This is a genomic window from Shinella sp. 20P9.1.1 (assembly GCF_057798995.1).
In genome coordinates this window covers 18,936-33,712 of record NZ_JBYOLC010000023.1, presented here as the reverse complement: position 1 = coordinate 33,712, position 14,777 = coordinate 18,936, and the positions used below count along the sequence as shown (strand labels likewise).

The following is a 14,777-nucleotide window of genomic DNA, read 5'->3' as shown; positions in this document are numbered from 1 at the left end:
GCTACCATCCTTCAACCAGTCGGTTGATCAGCTTCTCCCACGTTGAGCGCACAGGACCGCGGACGATTCGGCCATCGTCAACGCCGTAAAGATAGCTCATCAGGTCACCCATCGGCGGGAGGACAAGGTTCATTCGCGGCACTTCAAGGTAGGGCCGGATATGATAGCCATTGTTGGAAGCCGTCGAGTACGGGCCATCAGGTTCGCCGTCGCCAAGCGGGAGACGCACGTGCTTCAAACCCAATGCATGGCTGAGCTCATGAGCGCCGGTCTCGGGCAGATGGCCGATCGCCACTGCGACGTTTCCGGGCCTGCCGGCGCGGCCGCCGGCGCGGCCCCCTTCCTCCTGGCTGGGTCCCTCCAGAGCGAATTCGGCGGGAACTACGATTAGCCAATAGACATTGTCGGGAAGATCCCGATCCTCATATTCGTCCTCCATCCAGTCCAGAAGGTCGACCCATGCGTCGGCGCCGCCGAACCGGCCGCGGTAGTCTTCTGAATCTGGATACGCAGTCAAAGGCAAATTTGAGAGACGGTCGAGGGGCGTCGGAAGATACGCCAACGCATCGGTCGCATAGTGAAGGACCGGATCCGAGAGGGAGGGCGGGCCGCCAAAAGGGAGGATCGCCGTCTGCACTGTAAGGCTGTTGACGCGCTTCCATGTCCAGTCAAGCGCATGTGTCACGGTATAATGCCCGGTCTGCTCCCAGACAAGAATCTCGATCGACAGGTGATGAACGCCGGCTGTCGCCCATGCCGCTGGAATCAGGAAATTGAGCGTCGTTTCGAGATCTCTGTCGTAGGACTGGCCTTCTAGTAGGCACTGTTCCCAGCCTGGAATCACTCGGCCATCGACCCGTAGCGTTCCCTTCATCATGATACGGTTCGAGAAGAAGCCTTCGCGACTGCAATACATGTGCACGCGAACCGCGGTGTCCTTCAGCGCAACCGTCGTAACCATACTCGGTTGGTGGTAGTGCCCGTCCTCCTGGATCCCTTGCGTCACCTCCACCCAGTCGATACTCACCTCCGCCGGGATCGTTATCCATAAGGCGATATGGGTTGCCTGCGCGGCGCCACAAGGTCCCGACGCCTCAATGAAGAACGCCGAGGGCGTTGGCGCAGTTACCTGCGGGACGCGAAGATGCTCAGTGCCAGACGCTGGCAGGTTATCTTTGGGGATCTGCCCCTCCAACCACATCTTCACGTGTGTCGGAACCAGATTAAGGAAACCACCCCCGCGCGCCCGGTACTTGACGCTGAGCCATTCGCCTGGCCGCGCAGACAAGGTCGGCATTGGTAGATCAAGATCGATGACGCGGCCATTGATTTCAAGTTCGACGATCTTAGAGAGGCCGCCGTAGAAGCGCTTCGAGTTTCCGGGGCGATAGAGATATAGCGTCTTGCAACCATCGATCTTGATTGAGTAGCAGCCAAGATGGAGATCGCCGGGCGTGGCCCAGCCGGGAACCATGACGACGATCTTGGTGTCGGACCAGCTCAGCGGCTGCGCTGCCCAGGCCTCGTCGCCGCCTCGGTAGCCACCCATTGCGGGGTCGTCGTACTCTACCGAGGGAAACCACACCTCCCCCGCCTCGCCGAAGTTCGTTCCAAACAGCGTGATGACCTCCCCGGGACAGGCGTGGGGGTTGGACAACCGGTCGATGTGGTAGTGCGGTGTGCCAATGCCCGGTGCCACGCACATCGAAACCTTGTCGCCACCGTCCAGGCAATGCCAAGGCGGCGCGGTCCATTCGCCCCGCCATTCTGCGATGTGCTCTGACACGTAATCTGGACCTTTGGGCGGTCTTGGAGGATGCCGCCGAATGATCGCCGTCGCCGCCGCTTTCGTATCCTTACAATCCCGCATCCGCTCCCGCGTGGTGGCTAGGGACAGCGCTGAGAGATTGTTCAGTGAATCGCGTCGGCCCTCAAGCGCGGCGTTGGCGGCATGGGCGATGCGCTCCAACATGAACACCGGCTCCAGCAAAGTGCCGAGACGCTTCATGGTGTCGACAGACGTCGCCTTGTCGGGCGAGCCCCAGCAATTCCCGCCGATCGTCTGCAGCAGCGTATCGCCGTTGAAGACGATACGCGCCGCCTCGATTTCGACCGGGGCGAGACGGTCGAGCAACTGGCGCGAGGCCGGGCGATCGATGCCGGGATCGTCGAGCAGCAACCGCATCCTGAACCCTGCGTCCTCGTCGCCGTTTAGGGCGGCGACCGACTCGCGGGCAATGTGTTCGACGGTGGGCTCAACCGCCTCGAGCGCCGCGCGCGACGACGCCGCCAGTTCCTCCTCCCCCAGCTTCAACAACTGCGTCATCAGCGCTTCAACGACAGCCACGTTGATCAGCGGCTCGTAGATGTTACGTGGCTCCGATTCCGGACGTTGATTTCGTTCGACAACCATGCCTTCAGGGTCAGTCTTACGCATTTTCACCTCCGAAACGCGTACCACAGGTCTCCCCAAGTGCGAAAATCAAGAATCACCCAGGGACCGACGACGGTCGGAATCGTTTGACCATCCAACCAACAGTAATAGCGATGACAGCCATCGCAAGTAAATCCGACTTTATTTCGCAGTCGTATGCCAGCGAATGCAAATATGGTGCTTTTATCCCAAAAACCACATCATTTTTACTGGAGTTCTCCGCGCTAGTCTAGCAAAAATCATCGATGGTCGGGAATAATACGCCCCTTCACTGACTAGAACTCATTTGCCCATTCTCTGCGTCCGATAGAGATGATGCGCCAAGGCTGGCTTTCGAGTTTTCGTCCGGAATCGCAGCAATGATCGACGATGTCGTCGTAGGATTTGAATGGCCTGCCCCCACGGGGTGATCCGTTTGGAATGTTAGTGCATGCTCGGGTTGAAGCGCTTAGCTGCGGTGGTGCGGCTGGAACGTTAGCCTCCAGCGGGGATGAGGCTGTTTTAGCCCACCGAAGTCACTGCACCGTCAGCATATTCTGCCGGTGACAAATAGCCAAGGGCCGCGTGAGGCCGGCTCTCTGCTCGCACAATACCAATATGATGTTGGTGCGCGGATCTCTGTCACCCCAGTCAACGTACCGGGTCAGGAAGCCATATACGACGGGTGGTGCCAATCGCGTCTCGACCGCTTGTTGGATCGCGTGGCGGTCGATCGTCGCCTTCTGCGTGAGCTTTACGGAAAAGCCTCTCGGGTCGCGGCGCAGAAGTTCGAGCGCGCACGGTTTCATCCACCCTTTCAGGAAGACGGGACTTACACGCCATATGGCCACGGCAATATGATACCACGTCCCATTTGCCTCTCTGTCGATGCCGTACCATTCTCGTAAGCGTATAGACGCGTGCAGGAAACGCTGACGCAAGGCAAGCTTGCCATTGTCCCGGCCCATGTCGCCGAGGAGAAACGGTTGGATCCGGAAACGTGCCTATTTCGTTCAAGCACCGAGCGGATCGCCTGGTCGATTGCGGCCAGGCATCTGGCCAGCGGCCAGAAGGATCCGGTCAAGATGATCGTTGAAGCGATCGAGCACGAGCGTGGCCGCTGCGTTGCCTTGTTGCAGGCTGCCGGCGGAACGGACGCCAGTATCCCAGGCTACCTCATCGATCCGGATATGGACTGGTAGCCTACGATCCCGCGAGCGTGGTTATGCCTCCGATCGACGTCCGCGAAAGCTTCGAAGCGGCGGCAATTGCGTGTGAACGTCAGCAGCGCCTCGAGCCAGGTTTCAAGCTCGTCGGGAATCGGCTCGTTTCCGGCTTCCATGGCCTCAATCCAGGAAAGCTCGCATTGCAGGGCCAAGGCGAGATTGATCGGCGTCCAGCGGATCAGGATAAGACATTCAAAGAAGCGGGCGGGGGACACTCTGGCACGTCACGTTGGCAGCGACTGTTGGCATGGAAATCAGCTGCGATAGCGGCTTAAGGTCATTGGATACGACAATCGTCTGCCGATCGCTATGGTACCAATCGTCTTGGACCGTTAGGGAACGGTCCGAGACGATTGAGACAAGCGCATACGCAAAACTCAATGCGCTCGCCAGACCCTATCGCAGCGTATCCAACAAACTGTAAACGAGGTCACCAAAATGGAAACTGTAACGATCGAACATCGCAGCGATCTGGCACAATGGGCAATCGAGCGGGCGAAGGCGATCGTTGCAGAACAAGGCGGCAACCTTTGTCTTGCGGCGCGCGACCAGGGTGACGAGCAGATCGCTGCCGCGGCCAATGCGCTTGGCCAGGCCATCGTCGACGCCCTGCTGGAGGTTTTCGACGGCCTGACGCAAGAGTAAAGCGGGGTCCTATCGCTCCGCGCCGTCCCGGTCATTGCCGCGCTGGCGTTCCTGCTCGGCTTGCCGGAGGATTTGCTGACGCTGTTCGTCCTGTGCATTTTTGGCAGCGCCGGCCTGTTCACGGGCAGCGCGCGCGGCGCGGCCGGCGGCGATCGCCTGCTGCTGAGTGGCAATAGCAGGATCGACATTCGAAGGCGTCGGCCGATCCACGGCCTGGCCGTTATCCACGCGCGCCGCCGTCGACGTGCCCCCTGCCCCGCCGGCCTGCATGGCCGATGGCACCTGCTGCATTTGGATGTCCCGGCGCTGCTCTTCAAAGAGCGCGGAGATTTCCTTGCGCATGTCCTCGACCGCCTGGCGCTCGGCGCCACTGTCGACCATCCCTTCGAGGCGATCCATCGACTTGTTGGCGCGCGCAACGCGCTCGTCGAACTGTTCGAGCGATAGGGGCATGGCATTTTCCTTCTGCTGTTTGAGATCTGTCAGTGTCGTCATCACGTCCGCAAAAGGCGTCGCCGATTTGACCTGCGCCTGTCGCCGATGCCTATCGAGGCGGTTCTGCAGCCACGCCGTCGGCACGCCGTCTTTTGCCGAGCCTGCGGCTTCAACGGACACAGTCGCCTTCAATCCTGCCTGCAGCAGGCGCGCTCCGATGCCACGAGACACTGCCTGCATCTCCGCGCCGGAGCCGAATTCATCGTTTTGCCGCGCCAGTTCCCGTTCGATCTTGCTGACGCTCGCGGATGTCGGCATGAGAACCGTGATCGAGCTGCAATCGACCGAGACAGCTTCACGACCAACACCGATGGCGCTCTGGATCGCCGCGACCATCTTTCCCTGATCCACCGGCTGCTCGACCGCGATCCTCAGGAGCACGAATCCTTTGGCGGGTTGGGCGGCGGTCTTCTCAGAATAGCTTGCTGCAGCGGCTGCGAACCTGTCGGCTGCGGCGATGACTGATGGCTTCGCCCCGCCCCCCTTCAGCGCGATGGCCGTCGCCTGCCATTTCGGGACGAGCGCAAGATTGCCATTGGCGAGCGTCGCACGATCGGCAACGCCTGCCCGCTTGCGTTCGACCCGCTGATTGAGCGCGGCGGACTTCAGATAACGCGGATCGGATCGGCCGCGCTCATAGGCGCCGGCCTGTGCCTGGCTATAAGGCCGCGTTGCCGCCACATCGGCGCGGCGTGTGGCAACCATGGCAATGCCGTGCTCCCGCGCCTTCGCCGCGAACAGCTCCCGCCACGCGTAAAGTTCCGGCTTCGTCAGCCGCAATGCCTTGCCGACATCGTCTCGCGCCGAGATCATCGCGTGGATATGCACATGACCGGTATCGGGGTGATGAGCGGTGATCCAGCGATGGCCAGCAACCTGCTCGCTGAGGAAGTCACGCACGGCACGTTTCATCGCCTCCGCACTCGTCCCGGCACGGGCGGAAAAATCACATGGAAGGCGTTGCGCGGTTCGACCGTGCGGATATCGGCCGACCAGCCGCGCCATATCCCGTCGGCGACATCCTTCACCGCCGCGCCACGCTTGACCGCCTCGCCGGCGCTGGTGACGACGTGTTTCTCGGTTCGAAGAAACTTCTCGAGAAAATACCGGCCTGATTTGTCGGAGACCGCAGCGCCGACAATCCGCACCTCGGCCAGGACACCGGCGTCCGACATTTTGCTTGCGATATCCGCCTCGGCCTTATCGAGCGTGCGGGCCGGACGTTCATCCCTTTCGCGCGCCCTGAGCGCGCCAGCGATCTTCTTCGCGGGCAAGTTTGTGACGGCATAGACGGAGACACTTCCGTCCTGATGGCGAGAATAGAGAAAGGGCTTGGCGCCGAAGGCCACATTCAAGGCGTCGTGCAGTTCCTCGTCGCCGGCCGCATCCGCCAGTTTGATCGACAGAGTGGCGACGGCGTCCAGGGCATAGGGTTCGCGAAACTCCGATAGCCAGCCCTGAAGGACGGCGGCGCGTTCCTCGCGGCTGGCAATCGCGACCCCATCCTGGTCGAAGATCGGAATATCCGCCTTGCCCTTCTCACCGTTCTCCTTTTCGATCTCGCGCGTTCCCAGATAGGTCATCAGGCCGGCGGCCGACGCCCTGCTCGAAACCGTCGACGTGACCTTGATCACCACGGGCTGCGCGCCGGCCGCGATCGCAGCACGGCTTGTGCTCTCGGCCAACGCCTGTTTTGCGGCGGACGGCCGAACAGCAAGCGACGGGACGATACCAACCCCCTGGGTCGTTCCCCCTCCCCCGCCGCCCGACCTTCGGAGCTCGTCATCGGTCTCCGGGTTCGCGCCCGCACCAAGAACGCCGACCAAAGCAATGATTTCCCGAGGTGCGCCCTGCGCTGGCCGCAGGATGGCGTTGATGGTCGTTTCATGGGCAGAGATGGACGACCTTCGGCGCTTGGTGGAGATACCGGACGGCATGGACGGCTGTGTTGGAGCCTCAGCGGTCAAGGCGATCCTCATCGCTCCTGCCCGCCGGCGGCGCTCGTCTTCCTCGTCGAGAAGGGATTTTGCCCGCCGCACCGTAAAGCCCTCTATATCCCCGAGCAGGCCGGACCAGTCATAGACCATGGCTGCCCCTCCTGCGCTCCTGCCGGCTGATCCGCAGCATCAGATCGACGTCCGCCCGCAGCCGAAACACATCTTCGAGAAGGCGGCGCAGCGCGGCATCGAGATGCGGTTCATAGCCGACGCGCCCTTCATTCATCGCGCGGACGGCCTGGTTGAGATTGATGCCGATGCGCCGAAGCTCCTCATTGGTGCCGCGCAAGGCCAGAGCTTCGGCCGGTCCGACGGGGAGCGGCAAACCGGCCTGGTCGCGAAACAGCAGCCGGATCACGTCGCTGGCGGTGCGATCGTCGCCGCAAAGATCCGCCAGAGCTTGCCGCTCCTCCGGCCTTAGACGGACCCTGACCACTTCGCTGCGCATCGCTTTCCTTACTCTTGCCAGGTTGCCGGAGGCGACCCCAGAGCGCCACCGGCGCGAACCTGAGCCCTGCCAGAGGCGGGACGACGTCGAGTTTGTACCACAAACCTGACTATCCTGCCACCTAAAACTAAACTCTATTTTATTCTGGTTCCTTCATCGCAACACAAACTGCCTCGCCCAAGCTCCCGCTACAAGGTCTCACCTCCAACGCCACCCGATCCCGTTAACAGTTGCCCATTGTTCGTGCGACCATTGCCAGCAATATCACTAGCAATCACCAATTACCCATTACTCACTGACAGTTAACCGCGTTGTTATTGCTCACTACCAACGGGCAATTGGCAATTGCCCGTTGGTCATTGCCCGTTGTCGGCGGTCAATCATCAATCGACAATCATCAACGGTGAACGAGCAATGGGCAACGAATGCATTGCGAAAAGAGGGGCGAGGAAATAACTATAGTTTATTTGCAGAATGAAGGAGCCAATATGATCGTCACCATCGCCAACCCGAAGGGCGGAACCGGCAAGACCACTCTCGTCCGCGCTCTCTCCGGCACGGCCGCCCATGCCGGTAACGACGTGTTCCTGATCGATGCGGACAGCCGCGCCAATACGATGCGCTGGGTCGCGATGTCGAAGCAGATGCACGTCTGGCCCGACCGGCTGGAGGCCGAAAGCTGCCTCGATCCCAACCAGATCTACAAGCTCGCTCTCCAACACCAGCAGGAGGGCAAAATCGTCTTCGTTGATGTCGAGGGCACGACCAACGAAAACCTGTTCGCTGGCCTCTACTGTGCCGACATCGTCCTGATCCCGCTGCAGACGACCCAGGACGACGTCGTTGCCGGCATGCAGCTGGCGCTGAATCATGTTCCGGTGGTCGAGGAGGATCAGAAGCGCAAGCTCCCGACGATGATCGTCATCAACCAGCACGATCTGGTGACCGGCCGCGCTAAGGCGTATGAGCCGCTCCGGGAAATTTTGCGCGAAAGCGGTGTCGCTCTCGCCAGCCATCCGATCGCACGGCGCGCGTCCTATCAATCGATTGGCGCCGCCGGCACGCTCCAGACATCAGCAAAGCCTGATCCGAAGGCGATCGCCGAAATGGAAACGCTCCTTGGCGAGCTGCTCGCCCTCTATCGGTCGAAGGCCAGTGAGGCAAAGCAATGAGCGAGGGCGCAGACAGCAAGAACCTCGTCCTCGGACTTATCTCCACAGGCCGCGACCGCCCGTCGGTTCGCGAAAAGATGGTGCCTCCCGCAAAATCCACTGACGACGACCAGGCGTCCGCGCCATCAGCGAAGCTGCCATTGGCGCGCGGCCAGCTCCGCGACATGGTGGCCAAGGGCGAAAGCCGCGACCCGATCGCCGGCAAACGCTTCCGTGACACGGAAAAAGTCACGACCGGCATCCATATCCGCGCCGAGGTCCACAAGAAGCTGAAGATCCTCGCCGCGATCGAGCGGCGGAAGTTCAACTCCTACATCGAGGAGGCGATCGACGACTATCTCGAAAAAATCGCCGAGCGGATCCCCGATATTTCCTGAGCGGGGAAAGGGGGAGGCCATCACGCGCTTCCGTTCTCGCCCCTGCCATTAGCATCTGCCCGAGACGGAATTGACCACGCGCCGCCAAGCGGACGAGGCCGCCATAGTGCCTCTGCCCTACGCAGGCCTCCCCGCAATGATCGCCACCACGCTCACCGCTGAAGAAGTCGCCTCGAGACACAACGCGGCGAGCTGACGTGTGGCAGTCCGGCGGTGCTGAAGGTGGACCGCAAGATCGATTGCTGCCTTGATGTGGGCGCGGATTTCCTTGTTGTCGCCACCGGGCATTTGATGATGAAGCCAAGCGAAGAGCTGCCTGCGGGCATCCGTCGAGCCGATCTTTTTGCCGTCCATGTCGGTATCGCCGTGGACATCATTATCGTATACGGCCTGACCGAGACTGATCAGGATTTCGCGCCCCAGTAGACAAACGGTCTGCCATTCCTCCTCCGTGGAAGCGGCGTTGAACTGCGCCTTCGCCTTGCCCAGTGATCGGTCCACGCGCTCCCACCCTGTCGGCTCGCGTTCGGCCACAGGGCTGGGGTTGTGAACTCGTCCGACAGCAGACAGCACGGGGGCGTTGAAAAGCTGTCGAACGTAATTCCGGCGCTCGGCATAGGAATCCATGCCCTGCGCCTTCCAAAAATGGAACCAGTCCCACAGAGATAGGTGTGGGTTATCGTATTTGATGCCAGCGGCGGCACAGCCTTCGGTCAATCGGAGCTGCCGAGCGACGTAGTAATCGTCAACTTCCTGAATCTGCTGTTTGCCCGTCGCGACAGCAACCATCATTTCCCGATGGATGATGAGATCGGGCAGAATGGTCGCAGGACCGCTCATCGTCTCCCCGACTGCTTTAACTTTGATATCCGACGCGGGCATCGCATCATAAGACCGATTGCTTAGAGCCGCCTCGGCAATACGCTTCCGGTCGTGAGGCGCGAGCTTATCCAACGCCTCGGCAAACGGTTGAGGGGCGCGAACAACGACGACGATGCGATTTCCCAGGTAGCCTTCGCTTGTTACACCGATGTCTATCTGGGCATGCAGAAGCAGCGCCGACAGGTCGCCCCGTCTCAGGCTCTCGAGGAATGCCCTCGCGTTTTCTCCGTCGGAAGTCGTGTGCGTCATGTCCGCCCTGCATAAGATCCCGGTTTTATCGACAAGATTTGGCCCGAACGCCTTGGTTTAACAAGCCCTCTCAACCCGCCTTACGGTTGACGGAACTGTTGGCTCGAACAAGCGCCATGAGCATGGGACCGATTGCGAACTCCCCGGCCTCGGTCCGCCGCGTGAGATCGCGGAGGTAACCGCCCGCCGAGTTGATATGCCCTCCCCTTTCGAGGATGCAGGCGATGACGGTCGCTGCGTTCTCCGGTCCCATGGCCACGCATGCGGCCTCGTATGCCGACGGGCTAACGCCGAGCATCGATCTGACGACGACGGCGGCCGACATGAGGTCGCGCCAGTTGGCAATCTTGCCACCGGGGGCATAGTCGGCAATATCCGGGCAAGCCTGCAGGACCAGTCCAAGTGGGAACGATTTTAACGGGCCGTTCTCAGAAGAGGTCGATGCCTTCCGTCTCTGGCGTTGCTCGTCTGCACCGCCGCCGGCGGAATTCGAGATATCCCTGTCGTCTGTCATCGGCACACCCTGCCGCCCGATGGTATCCGCCGAGTTTGCCCCAAGCTTCGTTTCGAAGCCCGGTTCAGATTCATGATTGAGATCCGGATTTGAATTCTGTTTGTGGCGCTCAATTTGAGACTCATTGGAGTCGATTTTTCGTGTTTTCGTGTTTGCATCCAGCTGGTTGACGATCTCCTCGCGCAGCATCTCCATCTCTTCGAGCGCGGAAGCCAACTCTGCAATACCTGGCGTCCGAGGAAGTCGGCCGACCATCTCGCGGAACATGAGCGAAATCCTCTCCCATTCGCCCCTAACCCCCTCGCCGATCGCTGCGGCGATCAGCTTGGCAATGTCACGACGGCAAATCGTCAGGCGCTGCTTGGTGATCCGCAGCTGCTCGCGGCCGGCTACTGCAAGGGCCGCCAAGGCCTCGATCTCGGCCGCCCTTGCCAGCAGTGGGGCAAGCGAGAAACCGAAGGCCTCCTCGACCTCCCCTGCCCTCCCCCGGCGCGCGTAACGCTTTCCGTTGGCGCTGTCCTTCCTCAGGATCAATCCGGCGTCCACGAGCCCGGCCAAGTGCCGCCGTAACGTCGCGGGGGTCATCCCTCTTGCGCGGATCGACAGCTGGGCATTCGACGGGAAGACGATCAGGCCGCGCTCCTCGGATAGCTCGTCGGCTGGATAAAAGGTCAGCAGCGCGTCGAGGACGGTCAGAGCGCGATCCGTCACCCCCAGCGATGGCCGTGCTTCGCAAATCGCCCTGAACAGCTTCCACTTGTTTCGCGAAATTCCGGGCTCGATGTTTTCGGCAATCTGTTGGCTTGCCAACATGCCGAGCGACATCGCCCGCCGCCCAAAGGGCGTCGTAACGTACGCATTCTCCATGGTTCTCTCACCTATGTTTAGGCAAAAGAAATCCGCTCACCAAAACGGTGCCAAAGACTCTTGACTGGGATTCGTGGAAATGCGATTCTCGATCTTGCTAGAAATCTGAGGAAGGCTTCCACGACGGAAACGTTTGGGGGGCCTTTTTCTTTTGCGGGCTACACTCCTTGTTGATCCTGTTTGCTCCGGTAGGCCTGATACAAGTCGGCAAGGTTCTCTGCGATGTAATCGCCAAAGCCTCCTGCATCCTTTGCCTTAAGAGCGAAGGTGTATGTCTTGCCGTCGTTCCGAATATCGGCCGACACGGCCTTGTCATCCGACGCCCACTTCTTGGTCTTGGCGGTTTTCGGCCGGGACTGTTTCCCAAGGCTCTTCACGAAAGCCAGAAGCGAATTGAATCGGTCGTCCCCGGCTTTTGCCTTAAAGCCTTCGGACTGGATGAAGGCTGACGCCTGTTCGAGCGACGAAGGCTTCTCCAAGAGGTTCTTCAGCTCATACCAACGGTCGCGCCCGATGCCCTTAGCCGCGCCGACGACATCGAGGACGTGCTTAGGTATGGTCGCCACGGCCAGCATTTTCGAGAAGGTCGCCCGATCGATGGAGAGAGCGGAAAGCGCAATCGCATTGTCGCCATCGAACTGGCGGCGGGCAATCTCGGCGGCGAATAGTGCCTTCTCGAGGAACGACAGGTTGGCCCGCGCGGAGTTCTCCTGGCCCTGCGCAACCAGGTGATCACTGTCCTTGAGGTCTTTCACGACCGCTCGGACCTTCCGACCAAGTGCCTTGGCCGCCCGTAGTCGGCGGTGGCCGAAGACCACCATGTAGCGGCCCGTGGTCGTCGGGTGCGGCCGGACCAAGATCGGCGTGTCCTGTCCCCGATCCCGAATTGCCGTGACGAGCTCTTCGAAGTCTTGCTCGTCATCTTCGAGACGGTCGCGAACGAATGAGCCGTCGATGATCTCGGGGGCGAGATCGACCACCGCCTCCCCTTCGAGCAACCTATCCGCTTGCGCGGCCAATTCGTCGAGAGAGTGGATGAGCGACTTAGAAGCTCCCTTGTTCGTGTACTGAAGGATTGCCTTGTCGTCATCGGGCGCTGCGTCGCCCATGATGTTCATGAAGGGGTTTTTCCGAGCCATATCGCTATCCTCGAAATTGAGTTAAATGGTTGATAGTCTTGGGCTGAAAGTAGATTTTTACGGCAGTCAAAACCATCACATCCTCCCCCATGCCCGATGGATCAGGCCTTGGATCTCGAAATTCACGCCGTCCATGCATTCTATGGCGCGGTCGTAGGTGTCCCTGTTGAAGTTCGAGCGGTCCAATTCATACAGGCTGCGCTTAGTCAGGCCCGCGTCAGAGATCGCTGTGGTTTTAAGCATCGGCGTCTTCAGAATTTCCTCCGCAAGCATCGACTGCATGAAGCCGACCATCTGCACCTGCGGGACGTCCTGCGGCTCGAAGCGGGTGATCAAATAGCGGAGCCAGTCCAAGCGGACGTCTGCGCCAGCCTGCTTGATCGTCTTCGTGATGTTGCCGAGCATGAGCAGGAACTGCGACATGCTCATCAGGTCGAGCATCTGCGGGTGAACCGTGATCAGGACCGACGTCGAGGCCGTTAACGCAGTCAAGGAAAGATAGCCAAGCTGCGGCGGGCAGTCGATGATCACGACATCGTAGCGGTCATTGACATCCAAGAGGGCTTTGCCGAGGCGGGTGAAGAACCGCTTGCCTTCGCTGCCTGCCTGCATGGCGAGCGGGGTGTCGTACTCGTATTCTTGCAGTTCCAAATTGGCCGGGATGATGTCGAGGCCGGGGAAGTTGGTCTGCAGAATGATATCCGCGATGGGCTTCCGCTGATCGTCGTAGCGGATCGTATCGTAGAGCGATGGGTTCTCATCCAGCTCCGGTTGAAAGCCGTGGAGAGCCGAAAGCGAAGCTTGCGGATCGAGATCGATTGCGAGGACGCGATGACCTGTGAGAGCCAAGTGTTGCGCAAGATGGGCGGCCGTGGTCGTCTTGCCCGAGCCGCCTTTGAAGTTAACGACGGCAATTACTTGAAGCTTGTCGCCGGGTTTTCGCTGCGGGACGTATTTCTTAGCCTCGCTCTTCCCGGTTTCAGCGAGGTAGTGCCGTAGCTCCCACATCTGCTCGGCCGTGTAGAATTTCCGGTTCCCAGACATGGTGGTCGGAATCGGCCCCTTGCGATCAAGATACAAGCGTTTCAGATTGCTCGGAGTGACACCGAGATAGTGCGCCACTTCCGCTACCGAAAACTGGCGGAGGGTCTTCTTCGCGGAGGGCGGAAAGTTCTCAAGGCGCAGTTGATTGAGCTTGCGCGAGATTTCGGCACCCTGCCTCAAAATTTTATCGTCGAGCTCAAAAGACGGGAGCGGACTGAACGCGTTCATGATGCCTCGGGCCATTCTGCCGGTAAAATTACCGATTTTGATAATATGCCGTCATTATCTCCGATTCTCGCAATCCGGCAAGGAAAATAGGGTTAACAAAAGGTTAACGTATGTTGGCCCATTGCGAGAGAGCACATGAAGCCGATTCTGATGACATAGGAATAGGGAGAGAAGTGTTTTGCACCGTTACGTTGACTGCCGTCAAAACTAACGAAATCTGCTTTATTTGCAGAACTTTAGGCGACAGGTCCTATCCCGGCGGGATGAGCACGGCCTGCCTTAAAAGGGCGGCTCGGCGCTGATGCGGCCATTCTGTTCGGCCAGGATCGTTTCCCGTTCGGCCCGCGCCAGGCCGAGTTCGGCCTCGATCTGGCGGCGCTCGGCCGGATCGGCGTTGCGGGCTTCAGCTTCGAGTTCGAGGATCGTGCGGTCGAGGTCGTAGGTCATCGTCGTCTCCTTGACGTTTTGTGAAAGACGACGCGCGCGGTCATGGTGGCAGGCGGGGGTCAAGGATCGCGGAACGCGACCGGCGGACCCGGCGAGTGGGGGAGCCGAATTTCTGGCGCGGCCCGCAAGGGACGGGACTGAAATTTGGGGGGACCGCTCGTCCTTGAGGCCTGGCTGTCGCCATGGCACCCTCGGACGGACTGAGCAGACTTCTCCTCTCCGTATGGCACCCAGAAAGCGGGATGCGGGCTCGATGCCCGTTTCCCGCTTCATCTATGGAGGGAGCGCCCCACCTTGGCAGGCGGGGCTTCCGGGATCAGGCGTCGCGCTTCGGGCGGTTCCAGACCAGGTCGTAGTCGCCGTCGGTCTGGCTCGGCCACAGGGCCGCGTTGATCGGGGCGTTGAAGCTCGGGTCGTCGAGCTTGACCGAGATGTAGGGTTCGCCGTCGGTGGAGGTGGCGTTCCAGCCTGCGCCGACCTCGGCCATGCCCGCCATCACGCGGAAGTCGGGAGCGTCGCGGGAGGTGCGCTCGATCGGAACCAGGCGGGCCTTCATCGAGACCGTCAGGGTGCGGACTGCGCCGCTGATTGCGTTGCCGTTGGTGGAGAAGTTGCCGATGATAGCCATTTTCGA

General features: G+C 60.3%; 15 protein-coding genes. 4 read left to right on the top strand and 11 right to left on the bottom strand.

Features of this window, described 5'->3' with window-relative positions; genetic code table 11:
- Position 1: 1 nt before the first annotated feature.
- Both AC27VQ_RS24990 and AC27VQ_RS24985 read right to left on the bottom strand, forming a co-directional pair.
- The gene (locus tag AC27VQ_RS24990; protein WP_488718457.1) at positions 2-2,437 is read right to left on the bottom strand and encodes a hypothetical protein; all 2,436 of its coding nucleotides are present in this window, start codon (positions 2,435-2,437) and stop codon (positions 2-4) included.
- A gap of 512 nt (positions 2,438-2,949) precedes the next feature.
- Positions 2,950-3,222 carry a hypothetical protein gene (locus tag AC27VQ_RS24985; protein ID WP_488718456.1) on the bottom strand — a complete coding sequence of 91 codons (273 nt, stop codon included), beginning with the start codon at positions 3,220-3,222 and terminating at the stop codon, positions 2,950-2,952.
- A 111-nt stretch (positions 3,223-3,333) separates the two neighbouring features.
- Here AC27VQ_RS24985 and AC27VQ_RS24980 point away from each other — a divergent pair, with 111 nt between their 5' ends.
- Together AC27VQ_RS24980 and AC27VQ_RS24975 are read left to right on the top strand one after the other, a co-directional pair.
- Positions 3,334-3,615, top strand: a complete 282-nt coding sequence (locus tag AC27VQ_RS24980; RefSeq protein WP_488718455.1) for a hypothetical protein — start codon at positions 3,334-3,336, stop codon at positions 3,613-3,615.
- A gap of 462 nt (positions 3,616-4,077) precedes the next feature.
- Entirely contained in the window at positions 4,078-4,284 is a 207-nt protein-coding gene (locus tag AC27VQ_RS24975) for a hypothetical protein (protein ID WP_488718454.1), read from the top strand.
- A gap of 9 nt (positions 4,285-4,293) precedes the next feature.
- Here AC27VQ_RS24975 and AC27VQ_RS24970 read toward each other — a convergent pair whose 3' ends face one another.
- The 3 genes from AC27VQ_RS24970 to AC27VQ_RS24960 are packed head-to-tail and all read right to left on the bottom strand — an operon-like array spanning position 4,294 to position 7,224.
- Positions 4,294-5,691 (bottom strand): relaxase/mobilization nuclease domain-containing protein, encoded by a 1,398-nt coding sequence (locus AC27VQ_RS24970; RefSeq protein WP_488718453.1) that lies wholly within the window; start codon positions 5,689-5,691, stop codon positions 4,294-4,296.
- Positions 5,688-6,866 (bottom strand): hypothetical protein, encoded by a 1,179-nt coding sequence (locus AC27VQ_RS24965; RefSeq protein WP_488718452.1) that lies wholly within the window; start codon positions 6,864-6,866, stop codon positions 5,688-5,690. The genes AC27VQ_RS24970 and AC27VQ_RS24965 overlap by 4 nt, the downstream gene beginning before the upstream one ends.
- Positions 6,856-7,224, bottom strand: a complete 369-nt coding sequence (locus tag AC27VQ_RS24960) for a plasmid mobilization relaxosome protein MobC (protein ID WP_313523047.1) — start codon at positions 7,222-7,224, stop codon at positions 6,856-6,858. The genes AC27VQ_RS24965 and AC27VQ_RS24960 overlap by 11 nt, the downstream gene beginning before the upstream one ends.
- Positions 7,225-7,712: 488 nt before the next feature.
- Here AC27VQ_RS24960 and AC27VQ_RS24955 point away from each other — a divergent pair, with 488 nt between their 5' ends.
- On the top strand, positions 7,713-8,396 hold the full coding sequence (locus tag AC27VQ_RS24955) for a ParA family protein (protein WP_488718451.1): 684 nt from the start codon (positions 7,713-7,715) through the stop codon (positions 8,394-8,396).
- The gene (locus AC27VQ_RS24950; protein ID WP_488718450.1) at positions 8,393-8,773 is read left to right on the top strand and encodes a hypothetical protein; all 381 of its coding nucleotides are present in this window, start codon (positions 8,393-8,395) and stop codon (positions 8,771-8,773) included. The genes AC27VQ_RS24955 and AC27VQ_RS24950 overlap by 4 nt, the downstream gene beginning before the upstream one ends.
- Before the next feature lie 117 nt (positions 8,774-8,890).
- On the opposite strand, the gene AC27VQ_RS24945 is transcribed toward AC27VQ_RS24950, so the two are convergent.
- The 6 genes from AC27VQ_RS24945 to AC27VQ_RS24920 all read right to left on the bottom strand — a co-directional run bounded on the left by AC27VQ_RS24945 (position 8,891) and on the right by AC27VQ_RS24920 (position 14,771).
- Positions 8,891-9,904 carry a hypothetical protein gene (locus AC27VQ_RS24945; protein WP_488718449.1) on the bottom strand — a complete coding sequence of 338 codons (1,014 nt, stop codon included), beginning with the start codon at positions 9,902-9,904 and terminating at the stop codon, positions 8,891-8,893.
- 70 nt (positions 9,905-9,974) lie between these two features.
- Complete coding sequence (repC, locus tag AC27VQ_RS24940) at positions 9,975-11,285, bottom strand: plasmid replication protein RepC (protein ID WP_313523038.1); 1,311 nt, start codon at positions 11,283-11,285, stop codon at positions 9,975-9,977.
- Between the two features lie 158 nt (positions 11,286-11,443).
- A complete protein-coding gene (repB, locus tag AC27VQ_RS24935; protein ID WP_313523036.1) occupies positions 11,444-12,424 on the bottom strand; it encodes a plasmid partitioning protein RepB in 981 nt (326 codons plus the stop codon).
- 75 nt (positions 12,425-12,499) lie between these two features.
- Positions 12,500-13,696, bottom strand: a complete 1,197-nt coding sequence (repA, locus tag AC27VQ_RS24930; protein WP_421590521.1) for a plasmid partitioning protein RepA — start codon at positions 13,694-13,696, stop codon at positions 12,500-12,502.
- Positions 13,697-13,975: 279 nt separating this feature from the next.
- Positions 13,976-14,143 (bottom strand): hypothetical protein, encoded by a 168-nt coding sequence (locus AC27VQ_RS24925; protein WP_421590519.1) that lies wholly within the window; start codon positions 14,141-14,143, stop codon positions 13,976-13,978.
- A 316-nt stretch (positions 14,144-14,459) separates the two neighbouring features.
- The gene (locus AC27VQ_RS24920; protein ID WP_421590518.1) at positions 14,460-14,771 is read right to left on the bottom strand and encodes a DUF736 domain-containing protein; all 312 of its coding nucleotides are present in this window, start codon (positions 14,769-14,771) and stop codon (positions 14,460-14,462) included.
- Positions 14,772-14,777: the final 6 nt, after the last annotated feature.

What these genes read in the sequence shown, in the direction of transcription:
- AC27VQ_RS24990 (WP_488718457.1), bottom strand. Translation starts at nt 2,437, where the DNA reads ATGCGTAAGACTGACCCTGAAGGCATGGTTGTCGAACGAAATCAACGT.
- AC27VQ_RS24985 (WP_488718456.1), bottom strand. Translation starts at nt 3,222, where the DNA reads ATGAAACCGTGCGCGCTCGAACTTCTGCGCCGCGACCCGAGAGGCTTT.
- AC27VQ_RS24975 (WP_488718454.1), top strand. Translation starts at nt 4,078, where the DNA reads ATGGAAACTGTAACGATCGAACATCGCAGCGATCTGGCACAATGGGCA.
- AC27VQ_RS24970 (WP_488718453.1), bottom strand. Translation starts at nt 5,691, where the DNA reads ATGAAACGTGCCGTGCGTGACTTCCTCAGCGAGCAGGTTGCTGGCCAT.
- AC27VQ_RS24965 (WP_488718452.1), bottom strand. Translation starts at nt 6,866, where the DNA reads ATGGTCTATGACTGGTCCGGCCTGCTCGGGGATATAGAGGGCTTTACG.
- AC27VQ_RS24960 (WP_313523047.1), bottom strand. Translation starts at nt 7,224, where the DNA reads ATGCGCAGCGAAGTGGTCAGGGTCCGTCTAAGGCCGGAGGAGCGGCAA.
- AC27VQ_RS24955 (WP_488718451.1), top strand. Translation starts at nt 7,713, where the DNA reads ATGATCGTCACCATCGCCAACCCGAAGGGCGGAACCGGCAAGACCACT.
- AC27VQ_RS24950 (WP_488718450.1), top strand. Translation starts at nt 8,393, where the DNA reads ATGAGCGAGGGCGCAGACAGCAAGAACCTCGTCCTCGGACTTATCTCC.
- AC27VQ_RS24945 (WP_488718449.1), bottom strand. Translation starts at nt 9,904, where the DNA reads ATGACGCACACGACTTCCGACGGAGAAAACGCGAGGGCATTCCTCGAG.
- repC (WP_313523038.1), bottom strand. Translation starts at nt 11,285, where the DNA reads ATGGAGAATGCGTACGTTACGACGCCCTTTGGGCGGCGGGCGATGTCG.
- repB (WP_313523036.1), bottom strand. Translation starts at nt 12,424, where the DNA reads ATGGCTCGGAAAAACCCCTTCATGAACATCATGGGCGACGCAGCGCCC.
- repA (WP_421590521.1), bottom strand. Translation starts at nt 13,696, where the DNA reads ATGAACGCGTTCAGTCCGCTCCCGTCTTTTGAGCTCGACGATAAAATT.
- AC27VQ_RS24925 (WP_421590519.1), bottom strand. Translation starts at nt 14,143, where the DNA reads ATGACCTACGACCTCGACCGCACGATCCTCGAACTCGAAGCTGAAGCC.
- AC27VQ_RS24920 (WP_421590518.1), bottom strand. Translation starts at nt 14,771, where the DNA reads ATGGCTATCATCGGCAACTTCTCCACCAACGGCAACGCAATCAGCGGC.